Consider the following 23,176-nt stretch of genomic DNA (forward strand, 5'->3'; position numbering starts at 1 on the left):
GCCCCGGCGCAGGTAGGCTCGACGCCTGACTTTCAGGAGCCTTGCGCATGACCTCACCCACTGTATTGATAGCCGGTTGCGGCGATATCGGCAGTCGCGTCGCCCGCCGTCTGTTGGCGCTGGACTGGCGCGTGTACGGCCTGCGGCGACAGGTCGAGCAGCTGCCCACCGGTGTGCTCGGCGTCGCTGCCGACCTGCATCAGGCACGATGCCCCGACGCCTGGCCACGGGAGCCCCTGGATTACCTGCTGTATTGCGTGGCCGCCACCCAGCATGACGAGGCGGGTTATCAGGCGGCCTATGTCGACGGTCTGGGCCATGTGCTGGCCTGGTTGGCAGAGAACCGGCAGACACCCAGTCGAATAGTCTTCGTGTCCAGCAGCAGCGTGTACGGACAGAGCGAAGGGGAGTGGGTCGATGAGACCTCGCCGGTAGCGCCAGGCGGATTTTCCGGGCAGCTGATGCGCAAGGCCGAGCAACTGGCGCTGAACGCCCCGGTGCCGGCGACCGTTGTGCGCTTGACCGGCATCTATGGTCCTGGCCGTGAGCGGTTGGCGGCTCAGGTGCGCGAGGGGTATCAGGTCGCGTCGCAGCCACCGCTGTATGGCAACCGCATTCACGCGGACGATGCCGCCGGCCTGCTGGCGTTCGTGCTGCAAGCGGATGCTCGGGGTGAGGTGCTGGACGATTGCTATATAGGTGTCGACGACGCCCCGGCAGCACTGCACGAGGTCGTGGACTGGCTGCGGGCGTACCTTGGCGTCACCCATCGGTCGCAGACCCAGAGCATTCGCCGCACCGGTTCCAAGCGCTGCAGCAATGCGCGCGCCAAGGCGCTCGGCTGGCTGCCGCAGTACCCCACCTACCGTGAGGGCTACGCAGCCTTGCTGGAACGATAATCGTGCATTCGCCTGGTGTTACTTGCTGAGCAACCAGCGCCGGGTGCCGGGCACCAGGTTGGGCATTTCGTCATCCTGGGCCTGGTTGAGCGCCTGCAGGATTTCCAGTTGGTTGCCGTTGCGACGAAAGATGAACGCATTGCCGCGCTGTTGCTGTTCCAGCCACATGCTGTCGAACTCGCCACTCATGGCGGCGCAGTCGCCCGCCAGGCACAGCGCATAGCGATCCAGGCCGGCCAGCCCGTCGATGCGGCCGTCGGGAAGGAAATGCGCCACGCCGCCCTTGCCCGGGCCCTCGACCACTTTCCAGTCGCCACCCATGTAGGCGGTGTACAGTGCCTGCTCGAAGGTGCTGCCCGCTGGCGTGTCCGCACGCACGGGCGTCGCCGACTTGCTGAACGTCTGCACCGGGGTGTTATCGCTCGCTGCCTGCTGCAGGGTATCGCCGTCGACCTTCAGGGTGTCTTCGCCGTTACCGTAGAAGTCCACCTTGAGCTGGCCGTCGGCCTGGGGCAGCAGCTTGCCTTCGCCCTCTTCGAAGCCATTGCTGAACCGGGCCTGGCCGGCCACGGTGTCGATCGACCACTCCAGGGTCGGGCCGTTGGCCAGCAGCGCCTGGCGCAGGCTTGCGCCCTTGGCCGCGGCATCGATGGCTTTCTGATTGATCCAGACGCCGTTGGGGTCCACGTTATCGTGGCTGGCGCAGCCGCCCAGGAACAGGGCGGCCAGAGATAGGGCGAGCGCGTGACGCATGAAGGAAGTCCTTGCTGGCGGACGGCGCTGCAGCCAGTGGCCGCAGCGCGCGAAGCGGCTTATTCGATGACCAGGATAGCGTCCATTTCAACCTGCGCGCCTTTGGGCAGGGCGGCAACGCCAATGGCGGCACGGGCCGGATAGGGCTGCTGGAAATAGCGGCTCATCACTTCGTTGACCGTGGCGAAATGGCCCAGGTCGGTCAGGAAGATGTTGAGCTTGACGATGTCCTTGAACGAACCACCGGCCGCCTCGGCCACCGACTTGAGGTTCTCGAAGACCTGCACGGTCTGGGCTTCGAACCCTTCGACCAGCTCCATGGTAGTGGGATCCAGTGGGATCTGGCCGGACATGTAGACGGTATTGCCAGCCTTGATGGCTTGGGAATAGGGGCCGATGGCGGCCGGGGCCTTGTCGCTGGTGATTACGGTCTTGGTCATGAACAGCTCCTTGAAATGAAGGTTCTGCGCCTCACGCACGCACACGCGTGAGACGGGTGACGCCTGCCAGGGCGCGCAGTTTCTTGATCACGCGGGCCAGGTGCACGCGGTCGTGCACGCTGACCACCAGCTGGACCACGCTGATGCGGCCATCGCGTTCGTCCATGCTGATTTTCTCGATGTTGCCATCGGCCGCGTTGACGCTGCTGGCCAGCAGCGCGATCAGGCCGCGCTGGTGTTCGAGCTCCACGCGCAGTTCGACATTGAACTCGCCCGTGACGTCCTTGGCCCAGCCCAGCTGGATGCACTTCTCTGGATTGTGGCGGATTTCGCTGATGTTGCGGCAGTTTTCCAGGTGGACCACCATGCCCTTGCCCGCCGACAGGTGACCGACGATCGGGTCGCCGGGAATCGGCGTGCAGCACTTGGCATAGCTGAGCACCAGGCCTTCGGTGCCGCGGATGGCCAGCGGCCCCTCGGGGCTGGGCAGCTGCTCGCCGCCATCGGTCGCCAGCAGGCGTCGAGCCACCACATAGGCCATGCGGTTGCCCAGGCCGATGTCTTCGAGCAGGTCTTCGATGAGTTCCAGGCGGTACTCGGCCAGCATCGCCTGAATGCGCTCGGCGGGGATCGTGTCCAGAGCGCTGTCGAAACCATTGAGCACCTTGTTGAGCAGGCGTTCGCCAAGGTTCACCGACTCGGAGCGGCGCTGCAGCTTCAGGGCGTGGCGAATGTGCGTGCGGGCCTTGCCGGTGACCACGAAGTTGAGCCAGGCCGGGTTGGGCCTGGCGCCGGGCGCGCTGACGATTTCCACCGTCGAGCCGCTCTGCAGCGGCTCGGAGAGCGGAGCCAGGCGTCGGTTGATGCGGCAGGCAATGCAGCTGTTGCCCACGTCGGTGTGCACCGCATAGGCGAAGTCCACCGCGGTGGAGCCTTTGGGCAGCTCCATGATGCGACCCTTGGGGGTGAACACGTAGACCTCGTCCGGAAACAGGTCGATCTTCACGCTCTCGATGAATTCCAGCGAGTTGCCGGCACGTTGCTGCATTTCCAGCACGCCCTTGACCCACTGGCGGGCACGGGCATGGGTGCCCTTGGGCTGTTCGTCGTCGCTGGACTTGTACAGCCAATGGGCAGCGATGCCGTTGTTGGCCATCTCTTCCATTTCACGGGTGCGGATCTGGATCTCGATGGGCACGCCGTGCATGCCGAACAGGGTGGTGTGCAGCGACTGGTAGCCATTGGCCTTGGGGATCGCGATGTAGTCCTTGAAGCGACCCGGCAGCGGCTTGTACAGGTTATGCACGGCGCCCAGCACGCGGTAGCAGGTGTCGACCTTGTCGACCACGATGCGGAACGCATACACATCCATGATCTCGTTGAAGGCACGACGCTTGCCGCGCATCTTCTTGTAGATGCCATAGATGTGTTTCTGCCGCCCGCTGACATCGCCCTCGATGCCATCCACCGACAGGCAATGGGCCAGGGACTGCTCGATCTTGTTGACCAGCTCCTTGCGATTGCCCCGGGCGCGCTTGACGGCCTGGTAGATACGCGCCGAGCGCATCGGGTACATGGCCTTGAAGCCCAGGTCCTCGAATTCGACGCGCACGTTGTGCATGCCCAGGCGGTTGGCGATGGGCGCGTAGATCTCCAGGGTTTCCTTGGCGATGCGCCGGCGCTTTTCACCGGACAGCACCTCGAGGGTGCGCATGTTGTGCAGGCGGTCGGCCAACTTGACCAGAATGACGCGGATATCCCGGGCCATGGCCATGGCCATTTTCTGGAAGTTTTCCGCTTGGGCCTCGGCCTTGGTCTCGAAGTTCATCTGGGTCAGCTTGCTGACCCCGTCGACCAGATCGGCCACGGTTTCGCCGAACTGGGCACTGAGTGCTTCCTTGGCGATACCGGTATCTTCGATCACATCGTGCAGCATGGCCGCCATCAGGCTCTGATGGTCCATGTGCATGTCGGCGAGAATGCCTGCCACCGCCAGCGGATGCGTGACGTAGGCTTCACCGCTGCGACGGCGTTGGCCGTCGTGGGCTTGTTCGGCGTAGAAGTACGCTCGGCGGACCAGGTTGACCTGTTCCTTGCCGAGGTAGGTCGACAGGCGATCGGCGAGGGCGTCTATGCTCGGCAAGGGAAAACCTCCTGCCGATGTGGGATAGAACCTCGCGCCGTACAGCGTCGACCGGGCATGGACTCAGACGGCCTCGTTGGCCTCGTCTTCGAACGCTGCGAAGAGGGGCTCGTCTTCAACGATTTCAGCTTCAGCGATAGCAGCATAGTCGATCAGGCCTTCGGCGATTTCACGCAGGGCTACCACGGTAGGCTTGTCATTTTCCCACGCCACTTTCGGCTCTTTGCCGCCGGTCGCCAGTTGGCGAGCGCGTTTGGTGGAGAGCATGACCAGCTCGAAACGGTTATCCACGTGTTCTAGGCAGTCTTCAACGGTTACGCGGGCCATGGTCTTCCTCGTAGCAAATGCGATTATGCGCGCAGCCCGGATGGGCGAGCGGACTAGACAGTTTAAAAAATCACCAGCGTTTAGGGAAGCTTTGTTTTCAGGCAAGCAGCTCGGCCAGCAAATTGCCGTGCCTTTGCTGCTGCGCCTGCTGCTGGAGGCGGTTGGCGCGAAACACCGCTTTCAGGTCTTCCAGGGCCGAGGCGAAGTCGTCGTTGATGATCAGGTAATCGTATTCCACATAGTGGCTCATCTCGCTGACCGCTTCGCGCATGCGCGTCTCGATGATCTCGTCGCTGTCGGTGCCGCGGTTGGTCAGGCGCTGGCGCAGCGCCAGTTGCGAAGGCGGCAGAATGAAGATCGAGCGCGCCCCTGGCATCAGCCGACGCACCTGCTCGGCGCCTTGCCAGTCGATTTCCAGGATCAGGTCGTGGCCTTCGTCGAGCGTCTGCTGCAGGTGGCTCTGGGACGTACCGTAGAGGTTGCCGAACACTTCGGCCTGCTCCAGGAAATCGCCATGGCCGATCATGTCTATGAAGGTTTCGCGGTCGACGAAGTGGTAGTTCACGCCGCAGGCTTCGCCTGGCCGCATGGCGCGGGTGGTGTGCGAGACCGAGACGCGAATGGACGGCTGGGCGTCGATCAGGGCCTTGACCAGGCTGGTCTTGCCAGCGCCCGAAGGGGCCGAAACGATGTACAGGGTGCCGGTGCTGTGGTTCATGACGGGTTGGCCTTACTCAATGTTCTGCACTTGTTCACGCATCTGCTCGATCAACACCTTGAGGTTGACGGCAGCCTGCGTACTACGTGGGTCGAAGGCTTTGGAGCCCAGGGTGTTGGCTTCGCGGTTGAGTTCCTGCATGAGGAAATCCAGGCGTCGGCCGGCGGCGCCGCCGGCCTTGAGCACGCGACGCACTTCGGTAACGTGGGTGGCGAGGCGATCGAGCTCTTCGGCCACGTCGCTTTTCTGCGCCAACAGGACCATTTCCTGCTCCAGACGCTGCGGATCGAGTTCGACCTGCAGGTCGGCGCAGCGATCGAGGATCTTCTGCCGTTGCGTGCTGAGCATCTGCGGTACCAGGCTGCGCAGGGTGGCGACCTCGCTGCTCATGGCATCGAGCCGGTCGTTGATCAGTCGGGCCAGTTCGGCGCCTTCGCGCACGCGGCCATGCTTCAGCTCGGCCAGCGCCTGAGCGAACAATTCGTTGGCCGCCGTGCTCAAGGCCTGCGGATCGCTGGCATCGGCCACCAGCACGCCAGGCCAGGCCAGCACTTCCAACGGGTTGAGTGGCGCAGGCTGCTTGATCAAGCCGGCGATGGTCTCGGCGGCGGCTATCAGTTGGGTGGCGCGTTCACGATCGACCTGCAGGGGCTGGCCGCCGGTTTCCTCGGTGTAGCGCAGGGTGCATTCGACCTTGCCGCGCGAGAGTCCCTGGCGCAGTGCTTCGCGCACCGAGCCTTCGAGGTCGCGCAGGGCCTCGGGCAGGCGCAGGTGCGGTTCCAGGTAGCGGTGATTGACCGAGCGCAGCTCCCAGCTCAGGGTGCCCTGGGCCGCGGCGCGTTCGCAGCGGGCGAAGGCGGTCATGCTGTGCACCATGGGGGGGAAACCTCGCAGGCGGTGGAGGATGAATCGAGGCGCAGGATTGTAGCGCAACCTGGCGCTGGCTCCCAATGCTGCCTTGTCCATCCCCGCATGGCATTGCACACACTGTGGCAGCGGGGCGGGCGGTGAGCCCTGTGCCGGCGCAGAGGCCATCTGCAATGTCCCGCTCAGACCCCGCGCGGGCAATTCGTGGTCGGACGCCCTATAATGCCCGCCAGATTTGAGTCCAGTACAGGTATCCCGATGAAACGTCCAAGTGGTCGCGCCGCCGATCAGCTCCGCTCGATCCGCATCACTCGCAACTACACCAAGCACGCCGAAGGGTCGGTGCTGGTAGAGTTCGGCGACACCAAGGTGATCTGCACCGTCAGCGTCGAAAACGGCGTTCCGCGCTTCCTCAAAGGCCAGGGCCAGGGTTGGCTGACGGCCGAATACGGCATGCTGCCACGCGCCACCGGCGACCGTAACCAGCGTGAGGCGAGCCGTGGCAAGCAAGGCGGTCGCACCCTGGAAATCCAGCGCCTGATCGGCCGTTCGCTGCGCGCAGCGCTCGACATGAGCAAGCTGGGCGACATCACCCTCTACGTCGATTGCGATGTGATCCAGGCTGATGGCGGTACCCGTACCGCGTCCATTACCGGTGCCATGGTGGCGTTGGTCGATGCCTTGAAAATGGTCAAGAAGCGCGGCGGCCTGAAAGGCGGCGATCCGCTCAAGCAGATGATCGCTGCAGTATCGGTGGGCATGTATCAGGGCGAGCCGGTCCTGGACCTGGACTACCTGGAAGACTCCGCCGCCGAGACCGACCTCAACGTGGTGATGACCAGCACCGGTGGTTTCATCGAAGTGCAGGGCACCGCCGAAGGCGCGCCGTTCCAGCCCGCCGAGCTGAACGCCATGCTGGCGCTGGCTCAGCACGGCATGGAAGAAATCTTCGCCTTGCAGAAAGTCGCCCTGGGCGAGTGATGCAAACCTCTGTGGGGGGGCAGGCTCTCTCCAGGGGCGAGCTTACTGTGGGAGCGGGCTCTGCCCGCGAATGCAGACGCTGCGGTGCATCAGACTGACCGCGGGGTCTGTATTCGCGGGCAGAGGGCTCGCCGCCCGCCCCGCTCCCACAGTGTTTCAAGCTCTGCAAGAAGCAAACAAAAAAGCCGACCTCGAAGGGTCGGCTTTTTTGTGCCTGGCGATCAGATCGTCAGGGTCCAGTCGTAGTCCACGATCAGTGGCGCATGCTGGGAAAAACGCGGCTGGCGCGGCAGGCGCGCGCTGCGCACGAAACGGCGCAGGCCAGGTGTGAGCAGCTGGTAGTCGAAGCGCCAGCCCAGGTTGAGCATCTCGGCCTGTTCGTTGTCGGGCCACCAGCTGTACTGGTCGCCTTCGCGGCTGACTTCGCGCAGTGCGTCGACGTAACCCATGTTGCCGACGATTTCGTCCATCCAGGCGCGCTCGGGTGCCAGGAAACCCGGCGACTGCTGGCTGTCGCGCCAGTTCTTGATGTCGAGTTTCTGTTGCGCGACATACAGCGAGCCACAGTAGATGTATTCGCGACGCTTGCGCCGTTGCTTGTCCAGGTACTTGCCGAAGTCGTCCATGAGCTTGAACTTCTGGTTCAAGTCTTCATCGCCGTTCATGCCCGAGGGCAACAGCAGGGTGGCAATACTGAGCTTGTCGAAATCTGCCTGCAGATAACGCCCGTAGCGGTCGGCTGTCTCGAAACCCAGCCCACTGATGACCGCCTTGGGTTGCAACCGCGAGTACAGCGCCACGCCGCCTTGGGCGGGCACTTCGGCATCGCATGCATAAAGGAAGTAGCCGTCCAGTTGGAAGGCGGCGTCGTCCAGTTCAAAGGCGGAAGCACGGGTGTCCTGCAAGCAGATGACGTCGGCATTCTGGGCCTGCAGCCAACTGAGCAACCCGCGCTCGACTGCCGCCTGAATACCATTGACGTTCACACTGATGATCCGCATACATGGCCCCAAAAATCTTGTGCGTGTATGATACCCGAGCTCTACCTAATTAGCTAAATCCGTGGTATCCGGGACTTTTTCGATGCAGGCCTATCAGCGCGACTTCATTCGTTTTGCCATTGATCGAGGCGTTCTGCGTTTCGGCGAATTCACCCTGAAATCAGGGCGTACCAGCCCTTATTTCTTCAATGCCGGCCTGTTCAATACCGGCGCCGCACTGGCCGAACTGGCGCGCTATTATGCCGCAGCCATCGTTGACAGCGGCATTGCCTTCGACGTGTTGTTCGGCCCTGCCTACAAGGGTATTCCCCTGGCGGCCGCCACTTCCGTGCAACTGGCCGAAAGGCACCAGCTGGACGTGCCCTGGTGCTTCAATCGCAAGGAAGCCAAGGCGCACGGCGAAGGTGGCAGCCTGGTCGGCTCGCCGTTGGCGGGCAACGTGCTGATCATCGACGACGTGATCACCGCCGGTACGGCCATCCGTGAAGTGATGCAGATCATCCAGCAGCAGGGTGCGACCGCCGCCGGGGTCGTGATCGCCTTGAATCGCCAGGAGCGTGGCAACGGCGAGCTGTCGGCCATCCAGGAGGTGGAGCGTGACTTCGCCGTGCCGGTGGTCAGTATCGTTTCGCTGAACCAGGTGCTGGAATTTCTCGCCGATGATGCGCAGCTCAAGCAGCATCTGCCGGCGGTCGAAGCCTACCGTGCGCAATACGGTATCTGAGCACGTGCGTCTGCGCCTGGCGGTGGCGGCGATCAGCCTGCTGCCGGTGCTGGCGGCAACGGCGGCCGAGGCGCCGGGCATGCTGCTCTATCGCTACGTCGATAGCCGCGGCGTGACCGTACTGGATCGCCAGGGCGTGCCCCCGGAGTACGTGGGCAAGGGTTACCAGGTGCTCAACCAGACCGGTCGGGTGGTGCAGACAGTGCCGCCTGCACCCACGGCCGAGGAACTGCGTCTCAAGCAGCAGGCCGATGTGCAGGCGCAGGCCGATGCGCAGCTGCTCGAGCGCTATCCATCGCTGGAAGAGCTGGACAAGGCCAGTGCCCGTCGTCGGGCGGAAATCGATGCGCTGATTGCCGTGGCCACGGCGAACGTGAAGACCTTGCAGGGTCAGCAGGCGACATTGCAGGGGCAGGCTGCCGCCCAGGAACGCGCAGGTCAGGAGGTGTCGACGTCGATGCTCGACCAGCTGCGTGATGTGCACGCTCAAGTCGCCGAGCTGCAAACCCGCATCGCCAGGCTGCAGCAATCGCGCAGCGAAGCCGACGCCGGCTTTGCGCAGCAGCGAACCCAACTGGTCAAACTCCTCGAAAACCCTCTGTAGCAGCGGCGCAAGCCGCGTCGGCGATCGCTGCGGTGCGTTTGGCGCACCGCTGTCGGATCAACCGATTTTCTTGTTGCTGATCAGGGTACCGACACCGCTGTCGGTGAAGATTTCCAGCAACACGGCGTTGGGAACGCGGCCGTCGATGATGTGCGAGGTGGTCACGCCGCCCTGGACCGCTTCCAGTGCGCAGCGGATCTTGGGCAGCATGCCGCCATAAATGGTGCCGTCAGCGATCAGACCGGCGACCTGCTCGGTGGTCAGGCCGGTCAGTACATTGCCTTCCTTGTCCATCAAGCCGGCGATGTTGGTCAGCAGCATCAGCTTCTCGGCCTTGAGCGCCTCGGCCACCTTGCCCGCTACCAGATCGGCGTTGATGTTGTAGGACTCACCGTCCGGGCCGACACCGATGGGCGCGATCACCGGAATGAAATCGCCGTTGACCAGCATGTTCAGCAGATCGGTGTTGACCCCGGTGACTTCCCCGACGTGGCCGATGTCGATGATTTCCGGCTTGGTCATTTCAGGCGTCTGGCGAGTCACCGTGAGCTTGCGCGCGCGGATCAGCTCGGCGTCCTTGCCGGTCAGGCCGATGGCGCTGCCGCCGTGGCGGTTGATCAGGTTGACGATGTCCTTGTTGACCTGGCCACCCAGCACCATCTCCACCACGTCCATGGTCTGCGCATCGGTAACCCGCATGCCGTCGACGAAATGGCTCTCGATGGACAGGCGCTTGAGCAGGTCGCCGATCTGCGGCCCGCCACCGTGCACCACCACCGGGTTGATGCCGACAGCCTTCATCAGCACGATGTCACGGGCGAAACCGGTCTTGAGCTCTTCGCTCTCCATCGCGTTGCCGCCGTACTTGATCACCAGGGTCTTGCCGACGAAGCGGCGGATATAGGGCAGCGCTTCGGACAATACCTTGGCGACGTTGGTGGCGGCATCACGTTCGAGGGTCATGCGGGGCTCCAGTGAAACAAGTGGTCAGAACGGTAGGTGCAGGTCAGGTGCGACTTTCAACAGCTGGGTACGGAAGACGCCCTGGATTCGTTCGAGTTCCTCGGCGTCTTCGGCTTCGAAGCGTGTCACCAGCACCGGCGTGGTGTTGGAGGCACGGACCAGGCCCCAGCCTCTAGGGTAGTCCACGCGCACGCCATCGATGGTGGTGAGCTGCGCGTCGCCCCACTGGGCGCTTTGGTGCAAGGCGTCGATGAGGCTGAATTTGCTGTCTTCGGTCACCGGGATATTCAGTTCGGGCGTGGACACGTCGTCGGCGAATGCAGCGAACACCTCTTCGGCGCTGAGGTTTTCCCGGCTGAGGATTTCCAGCAGTCGCGCGGCGCTGTAGATGCCGTCGTCGAAGCCGAACCAGCGCTCCTTGAAGAAGATGTGCCCGCTCATTTCCCCGGCTACCAGCGCGCCAGTGCGCTTCATCTCTTTCTTGATCAGGGAATGCCCCGTCTTCCACATCACCGGACGCCCGCCGTGCTCCTTGATCAGAGGGCCCAGGCGGCGCGTGCACTTGACGTCGTAAATCACGTCGGCACCGGGATTACGCGACAGCACATCGCGCGCGAACAGCATCAGCAGGCGATCGGGATGGATGATGCGACCGGTGTTGGTGACAACGCCCACACGGTCGGCGTCGCCATCGAAGGCCAGGCCCAGGTCGGCGCCGCTTTCGTCCACCTTGGCGATCAACGCCTGCAGGTTGGCGGCCTTGCTCGGGTCCGGGTGGTGGTTGGGGAAATGCCCGTCGACCTCGCAGAACAGCGGGATGACCTCGCACCCCAGGGCCTGGATCAGTTCCGGGGCTACCACCGCGCCGGCGCCGTTGCCGCAGTCGACCACCACCTTGAGTCGACGGGTGAGCACGATGTCATCGCGGATCTGCGCGACATAGCGCGGCAGGATGTCCACCTGTTCGACACTGCCCTGGCCCTGGCTGAGGTCGTTGTGCAGCAGGCGCTGATGCAATGCCAGGATCTGTTCGTTGGCCAGCGTGTCGCCGGCGATCACCACCTTGAAGCCGTTGTAGTCAGGCGGGTTGTGGCTGCCGGTGAGCATCACCCCGGAACGTCCGGTCAGCACGTGGTTGGCATAGTACAACGCCGGTGTCGGCACCAGGCCCACGTCGCTGACGTGGCAGCCGGCGTCGACCAGCCCCTGGATCAGCGGCTGCACCAGCTCCGGCCCGGACAGGCGTCCGTCCCGGCCGACATTGACGTTGGCCTCGCCCATGGCCAGGCTTTGCGCACCGACGGCGCGGCCGACCCAGTAGGCCGTGTCGGCATTCAGGGTACTGCCGACGATGCCGCGGATGTCATAGGCGCGAAAGATCCCGTGGGGCAGCGCCGGTGGCAGGGTGCCTGGGTCAGGGTCAGGCTCCGCCGCGTCGACTTCGAGCATGTCGGTGTCCTGAAAGATCGGATTGGTCCAATTGTCCGCAGCAGGCGCTGGCACAGTGGCAGTGCCGTCGGTGGGTTGCGCGCTGCCTTCACGCAGCGACAGCCGCGCCAGGCCCTGTGCCAGGCCGTTGAGTGGCGCCAGGCTGAGGCCGAACGCCTTGACCGCCTTGCCGCCGGACAACTCGTCGAGCAACTGCTCGAGTTGCCGCGCATCGGCCTCGATGCGCGCATACAGCTGGCGCTGGGCGAGACGCACCGCCAGCGCCGCGCAGCCAATGGCAATTGCCGCCGCCAGCATCATCAGGCCCAGCGAACTCCAGGCGAAGGGCGGTTGGAACAACGGCCCCGGGCTGAATTCCAGGCGCCAGTTGGGGTTGGAGGTCGCATACGGATAGCGGGTGGCAGACGCGTTGCTGCCTTGCTCGACCAGCAGTTGCGGTGGGCTGCCCAGTACGCTTTGTTGCAGGCGCAACTGGCCGAACTCGGCGTCGGGCAATGCCAGCGCCTTGACCAGTGGCTGCATGTCGAACCCCAGCAGCAGCGTGCCCAGCACGGGTGACTGTGGGCCTTGCTGGACGGCCGCGACGGTGTAGATCCACCAGCGTCCGTTGACCTTGTAGGCTTCAGGCGGGGTGGCAACACCGCGTTCGGCGCGGCTGAGCATGTCCAGTACGGCAAAATTGATCGGGGCCGCGCCCTGCTGGTCGACCTTGGCCTGTCCCGGCAGGTTCAGGCGCACGCCTTGCAGACCGTCGATCAACGGCACTGCATTGGCGGCCTGGGCGACACCTGCGGGGTCCTGGCTGGCCAGCGCGGCCATGAGTGCAGGTGAATGGGCCAGGGCGGCGGCCTGGCCGGCCTGACGCGCGATCGCAGCGTCCAGGCCCGCGATGAAAGGCGCGGCGGCGCTCGCCTCGGCGTTCTGGAAGGCGCGGCCGGCCAGCGGTGCAACCACCAGAAACCAGATCAGCAGCAGGGCGGCAAGCACCCCGGCAATGGCGAGCAGCAACGCCTGGTTGCCGGCGTTGGGCCGTGCGTTCGCAGCCTGGCCGTGCTCGGCCGTCTTGGCATTGCGAGGAAATCCTTTCACCTGTCATCTCCGCATTGAACGCTCTGGAACGGCATGGTATCGCCACCGCCGCCTGATCTGCATGGCCGTCTACTGGGTGCCGGAGTGACCGAAACCGCCGGTCCCGCGCTGGCTTTCGTCGAAGCTGTCGACCAGCTCGAAATGGGCTTGCACCACCGGTACCAATACCAGTTGGGCGATGCGCTCGCCCACTGTCAGGGTGAACTCGATGTGGCCACGGTTCCAGCACGAAACCATCAGTTCGCCCTGGTAATCGGAGTCGATCAGGCCGACCAGATTACCCAGCACGATGCCATGCTTGTGGCCCAGGCCCGAGCGCGGCAGGATCAGCGCCGCCAGGGCCGGATCACCGATGTAGATCGACAGGCCGGTAGGAATCAGCAAGGTCTGCCCAGGTGCCAGCAGTGTGTCTTGCTGCAACATGGCGCGCAGGTCCAGGCCGGCGGAGCCGGGTGTGGCGTAGTGCGGCAGCGGGAAGTCCCGGCCCAGGCGTGGGTCGAGGATTTTGGCTTGAAGGGCGTGCATGAATGTCGTTAAACCTGATCGAGGCGCTTGGCGATGAAGGAAACCAGCTGGCGGGCGATCTTGCCCTTGCTGGTCTGGGCGAAAGCAGTGGTCTGCAGCTGGCGATCGATCACGCTGCAGGCGTTTTCTTCGCTGTTGAAACCGATGCTGGGGTTGGCGACGTCGTTGGCCACGATCAAGTCCAGGTTCTTGTCCTGGAGCTTGCGCGCGGCATAGTCGAGCAGGTGTTCGGTTTCGGCGGCGAAGCCGACGCTGAAAGGGCGATCGGCGCGGCCGGCGATGGTCGCCAGGATGTCCGGGTTGCGTACCATCTGCAGCAGCAGGCCGTCACCGCTGGCCGGGTCTTTCTTGAGCTTCTGCGCGGCCACCACTTCGGGGCGGTAGTCGGCCACGGCGGCGGATGCGATGAAAACGTCGCAGGGCATGCCGGCTTCGCAGGCAGCGAGCATATCGCGTGCGCTGACCACATCGATGCGCGTCACGCGGTCGGGCGTGGGCAGGTGCACCGGGCCACAGATCAAGGTGACGCGGGCGCCGGCCTCGACGGCCGCTTCGGCCAGGGCAAAGCCCATCTTGCCGGAGCTGTGGTTGGTGATGTAGCGCACCGGATCGATGTTTTCCTGGGTCGGGCCGGCGGTGATCAGCACGTGCTTGCCGGTCAAGGCCAGGTGCTCGAAGCAGTCGGCCGCGCACAGCGCAAGCTCGGTGGCTTCGAGCATGCGGCCCAGGCCGATGTCGCCACAGGCCTGGCTGCCCGCAGCCGGGCCGAAGACTTTCAGGCCACGGCTGCGCAGCAGGTGCAGGTTGTCCTGGGTGGCCGGATCGCGCCACATGGCCTGGTTCATGGCCGGCGCGATGGCCACGGTGGCATCGGTGGCCAGTACCAGCGTGGTCAGCAGGTCGTTGGCCATGCCCTGCGCCAGGCGCGCCATCAGGTCGGCAGTGGCGGGGGCGATGAGCACCAGGTCGGCCCATTTGGCCAGCTCGATATGGCCCATGGCGGCTTCGGCCGCGGGGTCGAGCAGGTCCATGTGTACCGGGTGGCCGGAAAGCGCCTGCAGCGTCAGCGGCGTGATGAACTCGCTGCCGCCCTTGGTCATTACCACGCGTACTTCGGCACCCTGCTCCAGAAGCCTACGTACCAGCTCGGCGCTCTTGTAGGCGGCAATGCCGCCGCCGACGCCCAGAATGATGCGTTTTCGATACAGCCGCTGCATAGGCCTGCCTTTATCATCTGGTAATAACACCACGGTGAAACCGCCTCCCGGGGCCGGGTCGCCGTGCAAAAAGTTGCGCTAAGATAGCACAGCGCTCGCTATGGAACAGCGAGGCTCACAGACAGGGAGTGGGGATGAGTATTCGCGATTGGCCCGAGGCCGAGCGGCCACGTGAGCGCCTGCTGGCGCATGGTCCGGGCAGTCTTTCCGATGGCGAGCTGCTGGCGATATTCCTGCGTACCGGCGTGGCCGGGCACAGCGCCGTGGACGTGGCGCGCAACCTGCTGATCCGCTTCGGCGGCCTGCGGGCCCTGCTCGAGGCCGACCAGAAAACCTTCAGTCAGCACTTCGGCATGGGGCCTGCCAAATACGCCCAGCTGCAGGCCTCCATCGAGATGAACCGCCGCTACATGGCCGAGCGGCTGAAACGCGGACCGGCCATGGAAGATCCCGAGTCGGTGCGCCGCTACCTCAAGGCCAAGCTGCGCCATGAGCGCCAGGAAGTGTTCGGTTGCCTGTTCCTGGACACCAAGCACCAGCCGTTGGGTTTCGAGGTTTTGTTTCGCGGCACCATCGACAGTGCGGCGGTGTATCCGCGCGAAGTGGTCAAGCGGGCCATAGCCATGAACGCCGCAGCGCTGATCCTGACGCACAATCACCCTTCCGGAAACCCGACCCCGAGCCAGGCCGACCGCGCGCTGACCCAGCGCCTCAAGGAATCACTGGCACTGGTCGACGTGCGCGTGCTCGATCACATCATCATCGGCGAAGGCGAGCCGCTGTCGATGGTCGAGCATGGCTGGATGTGAGTGGCCTCGCTGCGTCCTATTTACCTACAGACACCTTGGAAAAGTCCTGCCGGCCGAACGGGCTGACGCTGTACCCCTCGACGCCCTTGCGGGCCAGCACGGCCGCCGTCGGGTGTGCCAGTGGCAGCCACAGCGCCTGCTGCTGGATCTGCATCTGGGCCTGGTGGTACAGCTTGCTGCGTTGGGCCTGGTCGGTCACCGCCTTGCCATCACTGATCAGCTTGTCCAGGGTCTTGTCGCAATAGCGCGCGAAGTTGGTCCCGGACTGTACCGCCGCGCAGGAAAACTGCGGCGTCAGGAAGTTGTCCGGATCACCGTTGTCGCCAGCCCAGCCCATGAACAACAGGTCATGCTCACCGGCCTTGGCACGGCGGATCAGCTCGCCCCATTCGATCACGCGGATCTCGGCCTTGATGCCGACCTTGGCCAGGTCCGCCTGCAGCAGCTGCGCCCCCAGGCTGGGGTTGGGGTTGAGCAGGCTGCCCGATGGGCGGGTCCAGATGGTAGTGTTGAAGCCGTCCTTCAGGCCGGCCTTGGCCAGCAATTCACGCGCCTTGGCGGTGTCCTGCCGGTAACCCGGCAGGTCCCGCGCATAGCTCCAGGTATTGGGCGGGTAGGGCCCATTGGCCGCCTCCGCAGTGCCCTCGAACACGGCCTTGAGGTAGCTGTCCTTGTCGAACGCCAGGTTGATCGCCTGGCGCACTTCAGGCTTGTCCAGCGGCGGGTGCTGGCTGTTGATGGCCAGGAACGCGGTCATGAAGGCTTCGGTCTTGATCACCTGAAGGCTCTTGTCGTCGGCGGCTGCGGCAATGTCCAGCGGCTTGGGCGAGAGGGTCAGTTGGCACTCGTTGCGCCGCAGCTTCTGCAGGCGCACGTTGGCGTCCGGGGTGATGGCGAACAGCAGCGGGTCGACCGCAGGTTTGCCGGCGAAGTAATCCGGGTTGGCCTTGTAGCGCACCACGGCGTCCTTCTCGAAGCGTACGAAGATGAACGGGCCGCTGCCGATCGGCTGGCTGTTGAGTTTTTCCGGAGTACCGGCCTGCATCAGTTGCTCGGCGTATTGCGCCGAATAGATCGAGGCGAAGCCCATGCTCAAGGTCGCCAGGAACGTCGCATCGGGATGATCCAGGGTAAACCGGACGGTCAGCGGATCAGGCGCCTCGATCTTCTTGATCAGCCCCGGCAGCTGCATCGACTGGGCGTGCGGAAAGCCACTCTGCGCGACCTTGTGCCAGGGGTTGGCCGGGTCGAGCATGCGCTGGAAGCTGAACAGCACGTCCTGCGCATTGAGCTCGCGGTCGGGCTTGAAGTACGAGGTGCCGTGGAACTTGACGCCGGGGTGCAGCTTGAACGTGTAGGTCAGGCCATCGGCCGATACGGCCCAGCTGTCCGCCAGGCTGGGAACGACCTTGCCGGCTTTGGCATCGAACTCCACCAGGCGGTTCATCAGCACGTCGGCCGACGCGTTGGTGGTGGTCAGTGAATTGTACTGGACCACGTCGAAGCCTTCGGGGCTGGCCTCGGTACAGACTGTCAGCGGCGCGGCATGAGCCAGCGCAGAGGCAAACAGGGGAGCAAGCAAGAACGGCAAAGTCGCAAGACGCATGGTGTGTTCCTTGGCGTGTCGAGGGCCCATCTGCCTATGCAGTCTGGAGAAAAGTCCTACCCTAGAGATGTCCGGCAGCGTTGACTATCCCTAAATCGTTTTTTTGCGCGACGAGTGGTCGTGCCGCAGCACGCCCGCCACTGCTGCGCGTGAGCCAGTAGCTGTGTTGCGCGACACATTGATTGTGCATCTGCAGTTGTTGCGCCAAAGGCTTTCTGGTATAAAGCAGCGCTCTTTTCTAGGGCCCTGTTCCTCTGCCTTTACGGTGAGGTGGGTAAGACCCTGAAGAAACGCGGCGCCGTGCGCCAAATGACTGAAAGATAAGCGGCCAACCCATGCCGGGTTGGGCATGTGGTTTTAGAGGGCTGAGGCATGTCGAGAGTCTGTCAAGTTACCGGTAAGGGTCCGGTGACTGGGAATAACATTTCCCACGCAAACAACAAAACCCGTCGTCGTTTCCTGCCGAACCTGCAGCATCACCGCTTCTGGGTTGAAGAAGAGAAACGTTTTGTGCGTCTGCGCGTATCCGCCAAGGGCATGCGTATCATCGACAAGCGTGGCATCACTGTCGTGCTGGCCGAAATCCGTCGCGATGGCGGCAAGGTTTAAGGGAGCTTTATCATGCGTGAATTGATTCGTTTGATCTCGAGCGCCGGTACTGGTCACTTCTACACTACCGACAAGAACAAGCGTACTACTCCGGACAAGATCGAGATCAAGAAATTTGATCCGGTTGTTCGCAAGCACGTGATGTACAAGGAAGGCAAAATCAAGTAATTGATTTTGGCGACCAGAAAAAGGCCCGTATCGAAAGATGCGGGCCTTTTTTTTGGTGTGAATTCTGGATCGCGGGGGTGCTTTCGCGGGTAGAACCCGCTCCCACAGGTGCACTCGCTCTTACAGGGGGTGTGTGGAGCAGCCTCAATCCTTGGCTTCGAACACCACGTAGATCTTGCGGCAGGCTTCCAGTACTTCCCAAGTGCCACTGAAACCGGCGGGGATCACGAAGCGGTCGCCGGCGCGCAGCGTCTTGCCGTTGCCCTGGCTGTCGCGCAACACGGAGACGCCCTGCACGATTTCGCAGTATTCATGCTCGGTATAGTTGACTGTCCATTGCCCTACCTGGCCTTCCCATACTCCCGCGTTCATCTGCCCGCAGGGGCTCTGGTAGTGGTTGAACAGTGTCTGTTCGGGGTCGCCGCCAAGGATCTTCTCGGGCGCAGGCCGGTAGCGTTCCGGGGCGACGCTGTGTTGAGCAAAATCGACGATGCTGGTGATGTTCATGCAGGAAACCCCTCGCTTGTTGGATAAAACGCACATCCGTGGGCCTCTGTGCGCCAAGTGTCAAATATATTGAAAAGCGTCACACCGGTGGTTTAGGGTGGTTCGATGTCATCCCGTCCAGCCTTGCACGGCCGGGCTTTGCATTCAATCACAGGAGATCCGTATGACCACTCTGACTCGCGCTGACTGGGAACAACGTGCCCAGCAGCTGAAGATCGAAGGGCGCGCGTTCATCGACGGCGAATACACCGACGCCGTGTCGGGCCAGACCTTCGAATGCGTAAGCCCCGTCGATGGCCGGCTGTTGGCCCAGGTGGCCAGCTGCGACGCTGCCGATGCCCAGCGAGCGGTCGAGAATGCCCGCGCCACGTTCGACTCCGGCGTCTGGGCCAAGGCGGCACCGGCCAAGCGCAAGGCCACCCTGATTCGTTTCGCCAGCCTGCTGCGGGAAAATGCCGAAGAGCTCGCGCTTCTGGAAACATTGGACATGGGCAAGCCGATCAGCGATTCGCTGAACATCGACGTGCCTGGTTCAGCCAATGCCCTGGCCTGGAGCGGCGAGGCCATCGACAAGGTCTACGACGAAGTCGCCCCGACCCCGCACGATCAGCTCGGCCTGGTCACCCGCGAAGCCGTGGGCGTGGTCGCCGCAGTGGTGCCGTGGAACTTCCCGCTGATGATGGCCTGCTGGAAACTGGGGCCGGCCCTGGCCACGGGCAACTCGGTGATTCTCAAGCCTTCGGAAAAATCTCCGCTGACGGCCATTCGCATTGCCCAGCTGGCGATCGAGGCGGGCATTCCCAAAGGCGTGCTCAACGTGCTGCCCGGCCATGGCCACACGGTCGGCAAGGCGCTGGCCCTGCATATGGACGTGGACACCGTGGTGTTCACAGGTTCCACGAGGATCGCCAAGCAATTGATGATCTACGCTGGCGAGTCGAACATGAAGCGCGTCTGGCTGGAAGCGGGTGGCAAGAGCCCCAACATCGTCTTCGCCGATGCGCCGGACCTGCAGGCCGCGGCCGATTCGGCGGCCAGTGCCATTGCCTTCAACCAGGGCGAAGTCTGTACGGCCGGTTCGCGCCTGTTGGTGGAACGTTCGGTCAAGGAGCGCTTCCTGCCGATGGTGGTCGAGGCGCTCAAGGGGTGGAAACCCGGCAATCCGCTGGACCCGGCGACCAACGTCGGTGCCCTGGTGGATACCCAGCAGATGAACACCGTGCTGTCGTACATTGCGGCGGGTCAGGAAGGCGGCGCAACGCTGCTGGTGGGCGGCAAGCGCATCCTCGAGGAAACCGGCGGCACTTACGTCGAACCGACCATTTTCGATGGCGTGACCAATGCCATGAAGATCGCCCAGGAAGAGATTTTCGGGCCGGTACTGTCGGTGCTCACCTTCGACACCGCCGAGGAGGCCGTGCGCATCGCCAACGACAGCGCCTATGGCCTGGCCGCCGCGGTATGGACGGCGGACATCTCCAAGGCGCATCTGACGGCCAAGGCGTTGCGTGCCGGCAGCGTGTGGGTCAATCAGTACGACGGTGGCGACATGACCGCGCCGTTCGGTGGCTTCAAGCAGTCGGGCAACGGCCGTGACAAGTCGCTGCACGCTTTCGACAAATACACCGAACTGAAGGCCACCTGGATCAAGCTCTGATCCATCCACAGTGGGGCAGGGGAATCAAAGCATCTTCTCCAGCCCCACTGCCTCGCTGAACCATGCGTTCAGCCTTCGCCACCAGTCACCCGGCTCGCGGTAGAGGGTATGCATCTGCTGGTGGTCCTCGGTGTCCCATACCACCTGGCCATTTTCCAGGCGCACCTGATAGCTGCGCGCAGGCGACATGCCCTCATGGGCCAGGTGGCGCATCTGCGCTGCCAGTTCCGGGCTGTCGACCAGCACCCCGACCTCGGTATTCCACAGCACCGAACGCGGATCGAAATTGAACGAGCCGATGAAGGATTTGCGCGCATCGAAGATCATCGCCTTGCTGTGCAGGCTGGAATCGGAACTGCCGGTGAAACTCAGGGACACGTCGCCATCGTCACCTGGCTGGCGACGCAGTTCGAACAGCTTCACGCCATGTTCGAGCAGCGCCTTGCGGTAGGGCACGTACCCGCCGTGCACTGCGGGCACATCGGTGGCTTCCAGTGAATTGGTCAGCAGGCTGACGTCGACCCCGGCGTCGGCGCGCCCGGTGAGGTAGTCGCGGCCAGCCTCGCCCGGTACGAAATAGGCAGAGATCAACATCAGTTCATGCTTGACCCGGGTCAGCTCAGGCGCGAGCTGGGTGGTCAGCAGCAGGTGCGGATCGGGCTCGCCGCGGGCCAGCACCTTGGTTGGTGCATCCCACAGCGCCTGGCCCCAGGCCCAGATCAGTTGCTGCCGCCAGATGTCCATCTGCGGCGCGCTCTGATAGGTCATCAGGCGTTCGTAGAGGACATGGTGCTGGCGTCTGGATTCAAGCAGCGACTGCTCCAGGCGCACGCGCGTGGATGCCAGGTGCCTGGCCGTGGGAACGGTGAACAGAAAGTTGGCGATCGGCTGGCTCAGCGCACTGTTCCAGTACTGATCGAAGCTGTACCCCAGTTGCTGGGCCACCGGCCCGAAGCCGAGCAGGTCGATGTCGGTGAAGTTCATGTCCGGCTCGGCGTCGAAGTATTCGTCGCCCAGGTTGCGCCCGCCGACGATGGCCACGCTGTTGTCGGCCAGCCACAGTTTGTTGTGCATGCGCCGGTGTTGCCGGGACAGTTGCAGCAGGCGGCCCACTGCACGCGTGGCGCCGGTGGATCGGCCCAGGTGCGTCGGGTTGAAAAGGCGGATCTGGATGTTCTGATGCGCGGCCAGGGTGGCGATGGTCTTGTCCAGGCCATCGCTGGTGGTGTCGTCCAGCAGGATGCGCACGCGCACGCCGCGGTCGGCGGCCTTGAGCAGCTCGTCGACCAGCGCCCGGGTACTGAAACCGTCGTGGACGATGTAGTACTGCAGGTCGAGGCTGCCCTGGGCGTTGCGGATCAATTCGGCGCGTGCGCGAAACGCCTCATCGCTGCTCGACAACAGGCGGAACCCCGATTGTCCGTGGTGGGCCTGTACCTGAGCCTGCACCGACCTGCCGAAGGCCGATTGTTCGGCCGGTAACATTTCGCTGTAGTCCCGCGGCGCGTTTACGCTGGCGCAGCCTTGCAGGGCCAGGATCAAGGTCAACAGCAGCGGTAACAGCCTGGGGCAGGGCAAAGCGATCATCCTTGGCAGAGGGGGAGGCGTGCAGTTCGACCCTGGCGGGCCGTCAAAGGTCGGCATCGGGGTGTGGATTTTCCACCAGCAGTTGCCGTGCGCAGTTGCCCACCGCGCGCACCGCGGCCTCTATCTGCGGCGTGGGCTTGCTGGCGAAGTTCATGCGCAGGCAATTACGGTATTTGCCCGACGCCGAAAAAATGCTGCCCACCGCGATCTGCACCCCCTGGTCGAGCAGCAGGCGGTTGAGCTTGAGGGTATCGAAGCCGTCGGGCAATTCGACCCACAGCATGAACCCGCCTTGCGGGCGGCTGCAGCGGGTGCCGGCGGGAAAGTAACGAGTGACCCAGTCAATCATCAGGTCGCGGCTGCGCTGATACTGGGTGCGCATGCGCCGCAGATGCGGTTCGTAGTGGCCGCCCTTGATGAACTCGGCGATGGCCAGCTGCGGCTGTGTCGATGTCGACCCGGTGCCGATGTACTTCATGTGCAGCACCCGTTCCAGGTAGCGGCCCGGGGCGACGAAACCGATCCGCAGACCCGGCGCCAGGGTCTTGGAGAACGAACTGCACAACAGCACCCGGCCGTCTTCGTCGAACGACTTGATCGTGCGCGGACGTGGGTAGCTGAAGGCCAGGTCGCCATACACATCGTCCTCGATGATCGCCACGTCGAAGCGCTGGGCGAGCGTCAGCAGCGCGCGCTTGCGGGCTTCGGGCATGACGTAGCCCAATGGGTTGTTGCAGTTGGGCGTCAGCTGTATGGCCTTGATCGGCCACTGCTCCAATGCCAGTTCAAGCGCCTGCAGGCTGATGCCGGTCAGCGGGTCGGTGGGGATTTCCAGAGCCTTCATGCCCAGGCCCTTGAGCGTCTGCATGGCGCCGAAGAAGCTCGGCGAGTCCACGGCGACGATATCGCCGGGTTCGCAGATGGCGCGCACGCTGGCCGACAGCGCCTCGTGGCAGCCGGTGGTGACCACCAGTTCGCCAATGCTCAACTGGCAACCGGCGTCCACCAGCAACCGGGCGATCTGCTCGCGCAGGGCCTGGGTGCCATACAGCGAATCGTAGTACAGGCCTGGCATGGCCTGGTGTCGGCTCAGGCGGGCCAGCTCGCGCAGCAGGGGACGCAGGGTCGGGCTGCTGACATCGGGCATGCCGCGGCCCAGCTGCACCACGTCATCACGCGGCGCGGCGCGCATCAGTTCGACCACCTGGTCCCACTGCGAGATTTCCACCGGACGCTGCATGGGCCGGCCTACCGCTGGCAGCGCCGGCAGCTCACGGACGGTGGGCACGAAATAGCCGGATTTGGGCCGCGGTGCCGCCAAGCCGTGGTCTTCGAGCTGGCGATAGGCTTGCTGCACGGTGCTCAGGCTGACGCCGTGCTCGATGCTCAGGGCGCGCACCGAGGGCAGTCGATCGCCGGGGCGATAGAGGCCCTGTTCGATGCGCTGAGTGAGCAGCTGGGCGAGGTTCATGTACAGGGTCATAGGTTCGCTCGCGCGGGTAACCATACAGATGCGCCTAAAATACAGCATTC

23 protein-coding genes are annotated in these 23,176 nt (G+C 63.7%); 8 read left to right on the forward strand and 15 right to left on the reverse strand.

The window, feature by feature from the left end; all coding sequences use genetic code 11:
* The first annotated feature begins 47 nt into the window (after nt 1-47).
* Nucleotides 48-899 (forward strand): SDR family oxidoreductase, encoded by an 852-nt coding sequence (locus IFT76_RS16515; protein WP_192059338.1) that lies wholly within the window; start codon nt 48-50, stop codon nt 897-899.
* 18 nt (nt 900-917) lie between these two features.
* Here IFT76_RS16515 and IFT76_RS16520 read toward each other — a convergent pair whose 3' ends face one another.
* The 6 genes from IFT76_RS16520 to IFT76_RS16545 all read right to left on the reverse strand — a co-directional run bounded on the left by IFT76_RS16520 (nt 918) and on the right by IFT76_RS16545 (nt 6,156).
* Nucleotides 918-1,652 (reverse strand): hypothetical protein, encoded by a 735-nt coding sequence (locus IFT76_RS16520; protein WP_192059340.1) that lies wholly within the window; start codon nt 1,650-1,652, stop codon nt 918-920.
* A 59-nt stretch (nt 1,653-1,711) separates the two neighbouring features.
* Nucleotides 1,712-2,092: a RidA family protein gene (locus IFT76_RS16525; RefSeq protein WP_122716145.1), complete on the reverse strand. Its 381-nt coding sequence runs from the start codon at nt 2,090-2,092 to the stop codon at nt 1,712-1,714.
* 31 nt (nt 2,093-2,123) lie between these two features.
* Complete coding sequence (gene spoT / locus IFT76_RS16530) at nt 2,124-4,235, reverse strand: bifunctional GTP diphosphokinase/guanosine-3',5'-bis pyrophosphate 3'-pyrophosphohydrolase (RefSeq protein WP_122479968.1); 2,112 nt, start codon at nt 4,233-4,235, stop codon at nt 2,124-2,126.
* A 63-nt stretch (nt 4,236-4,298) separates the two neighbouring features.
* On the reverse strand, nt 4,299-4,562 hold the full coding sequence (rpoZ, locus tag IFT76_RS16535) for a DNA-directed RNA polymerase subunit omega (RefSeq protein ID WP_043192179.1): 264 nt from the start codon (nt 4,560-4,562) through the stop codon (nt 4,299-4,301).
* A 97-nt stretch (nt 4,563-4,659) separates the two neighbouring features.
* On the reverse strand, nt 4,660-5,280 hold the full coding sequence (gmk, locus tag IFT76_RS16540) for a guanylate kinase (protein WP_122479967.1): 621 nt from the start codon (nt 5,278-5,280) through the stop codon (nt 4,660-4,662).
* A 12-nt stretch (nt 5,281-5,292) separates the two neighbouring features.
* On the reverse strand, nt 5,293-6,156 hold the full coding sequence (locus tag IFT76_RS16545) for a YicC/YloC family endoribonuclease (protein WP_122479966.1): 864 nt from the start codon (nt 6,154-6,156) through the stop codon (nt 5,293-5,295).
* A 249-nt stretch (nt 6,157-6,405) separates the two neighbouring features.
* Between IFT76_RS16545 and rph the strand changes: the two genes are divergently transcribed.
* Nucleotides 6,406-7,128, forward strand: coding sequence for a ribonuclease PH (rph, locus tag IFT76_RS16550; protein WP_122479965.1), 723 nt, complete (start codon nt 6,406-6,408; stop codon nt 7,126-7,128).
* Nucleotides 7,129-7,349: 221 nt separating this feature from the next.
* On the opposite strand, the gene IFT76_RS16555 is transcribed toward rph, so the two are convergent.
* On the reverse strand, nt 7,350-8,129 hold the full coding sequence (locus tag IFT76_RS16555) for an exodeoxyribonuclease III (protein ID WP_043192186.1): 780 nt from the start codon (nt 8,127-8,129) through the stop codon (nt 7,350-7,352).
* Nucleotides 8,130-8,211: 82 nt separating this feature from the next.
* Here IFT76_RS16555 and pyrE point away from each other — a divergent pair, with 82 nt between their 5' ends.
* Nucleotides 8,212-8,853, forward strand: a complete 642-nt coding sequence (gene pyrE / locus IFT76_RS16560; RefSeq protein WP_192059342.1) for an orotate phosphoribosyltransferase — start codon at nt 8,212-8,214, stop codon at nt 8,851-8,853.
* Nucleotides 8,854-8,863: 10 nt separating this feature from the next.
* A complete protein-coding gene (locus IFT76_RS16565) occupies nt 8,864-9,457 on the forward strand; it encodes a DUF4124 domain-containing protein (RefSeq protein ID WP_122480130.1) in 594 nt (197 codons plus the stop codon).
* A gap of 57 nt (nt 9,458-9,514) precedes the next feature.
* Here IFT76_RS16565 and argB read toward each other — a convergent pair whose 3' ends face one another.
* The 4 genes from argB to coaBC all read right to left on the reverse strand — a co-directional run bounded on the left by argB (nt 9,515) and on the right by coaBC (nt 14,700).
* A complete protein-coding gene (argB, locus tag IFT76_RS16570) occupies nt 9,515-10,420 on the reverse strand; it encodes an acetylglutamate kinase (protein ID WP_043192190.1) in 906 nt (301 codons plus the stop codon).
* 24 nt (nt 10,421-10,444) lie between these two features.
* Nucleotides 10,445-11,869 (reverse strand): phosphomannomutase/phosphoglucomutase, encoded by a 1,425-nt coding sequence (locus tag IFT76_RS20860; protein WP_244647059.1) that lies wholly within the window; start codon nt 11,867-11,869, stop codon nt 10,445-10,447.
* A 1,158-nt stretch (nt 11,870-13,027) separates the two neighbouring features.
* Nucleotides 13,028-13,483: a dUTP diphosphatase gene (dut, locus tag IFT76_RS16580; RefSeq protein ID WP_192059346.1), complete on the reverse strand. Its 456-nt coding sequence runs from the start codon at nt 13,481-13,483 to the stop codon at nt 13,028-13,030.
* A gap of 8 nt (nt 13,484-13,491) precedes the next feature.
* A complete protein-coding gene (gene coaBC / locus IFT76_RS16585) occupies nt 13,492-14,700 on the reverse strand; it encodes a bifunctional phosphopantothenoylcysteine decarboxylase/phosphopantothenate--cysteine ligase CoaBC (RefSeq protein ID WP_122479961.1) in 1,209 nt (402 codons plus the stop codon).
* Nucleotides 14,701-14,834: 134 nt separating this feature from the next.
* Between coaBC and radC the strand changes: the two genes are divergently transcribed.
* Nucleotides 14,835-15,509 carry a RadC family protein gene (gene radC, locus IFT76_RS16590; protein ID WP_192059349.1) on the forward strand — a complete coding sequence of 225 codons (675 nt, stop codon included), beginning with the start codon at nt 14,835-14,837 and terminating at the stop codon, nt 15,507-15,509.
* A 16-nt stretch (nt 15,510-15,525) separates the two neighbouring features.
* Here radC and IFT76_RS16595 read toward each other — a convergent pair whose 3' ends face one another.
* The gene (locus IFT76_RS16595; protein ID WP_192059351.1) at nt 15,526-17,115 is read right to left on the reverse strand and encodes an ABC transporter substrate-binding protein; all 1,590 of its coding nucleotides are present in this window, start codon (nt 17,113-17,115) and stop codon (nt 15,526-15,528) included.
* 372 nt (nt 17,116-17,487) lie between these two features.
* Here IFT76_RS16595 and rpmB point away from each other — a divergent pair, with 372 nt between their 5' ends.
* Both rpmB and rpmG read left to right on the forward strand, forming a co-directional pair.
* Entirely contained in the window at nt 17,488-17,724 is a 237-nt protein-coding gene (gene rpmB, locus IFT76_RS16600) for a 50S ribosomal protein L28 (RefSeq protein ID WP_122479958.1), read from the forward strand.
* A 12-nt stretch (nt 17,725-17,736) separates the two neighbouring features.
* Nucleotides 17,737-17,892, forward strand: coding sequence for a 50S ribosomal protein L33 (gene rpmG / locus IFT76_RS16605; protein ID WP_022960960.1), 156 nt, complete (start codon nt 17,737-17,739; stop codon nt 17,890-17,892).
* A gap of 144 nt (nt 17,893-18,036) precedes the next feature.
* On the opposite strand, the gene IFT76_RS16610 is transcribed toward rpmG, so the two are convergent.
* Nucleotides 18,037-18,399, reverse strand: a complete 363-nt coding sequence (locus IFT76_RS16610) for a cupin domain-containing protein (protein ID WP_122479957.1) — start codon at nt 18,397-18,399, stop codon at nt 18,037-18,039.
* A 163-nt stretch (nt 18,400-18,562) separates the two neighbouring features.
* Here IFT76_RS16610 and IFT76_RS16615 point away from each other — a divergent pair, with 163 nt between their 5' ends.
* A complete protein-coding gene (locus IFT76_RS16615) occupies nt 18,563-20,056 on the forward strand; it encodes an aldehyde dehydrogenase (protein ID WP_122479956.1) in 1,494 nt (497 codons plus the stop codon).
* 24 nt (nt 20,057-20,080) lie between these two features.
* On the opposite strand, the gene IFT76_RS16620 is transcribed toward IFT76_RS16615, so the two are convergent.
* On the reverse strand, nt 20,081-21,643 hold the full coding sequence (locus IFT76_RS16620) for a phospholipase D family protein (RefSeq protein WP_122479955.1): 1,563 nt from the start codon (nt 21,641-21,643) through the stop codon (nt 20,081-20,083).
* A gap of 43 nt (nt 21,644-21,686) precedes the next feature.
* On the reverse strand, nt 21,687-23,126 hold the full coding sequence (locus IFT76_RS16625; RefSeq protein WP_192059353.1) for an aminotransferase-like domain-containing protein: 1,440 nt from the start codon (nt 23,124-23,126) through the stop codon (nt 21,687-21,689).
* Nucleotides 23,127-23,176 lie beyond the last annotated feature (50 nt).

It is taken from the genome of Pseudomonas sp. CFBP 13727, from assembly GCF_014841915.1.
In the GTDB taxonomy this organism is placed as follows: Bacteria; Pseudomonadota; Gammaproteobacteria; order Pseudomonadales; family Pseudomonadaceae; genus Aquipseudomonas; species Aquipseudomonas baltica.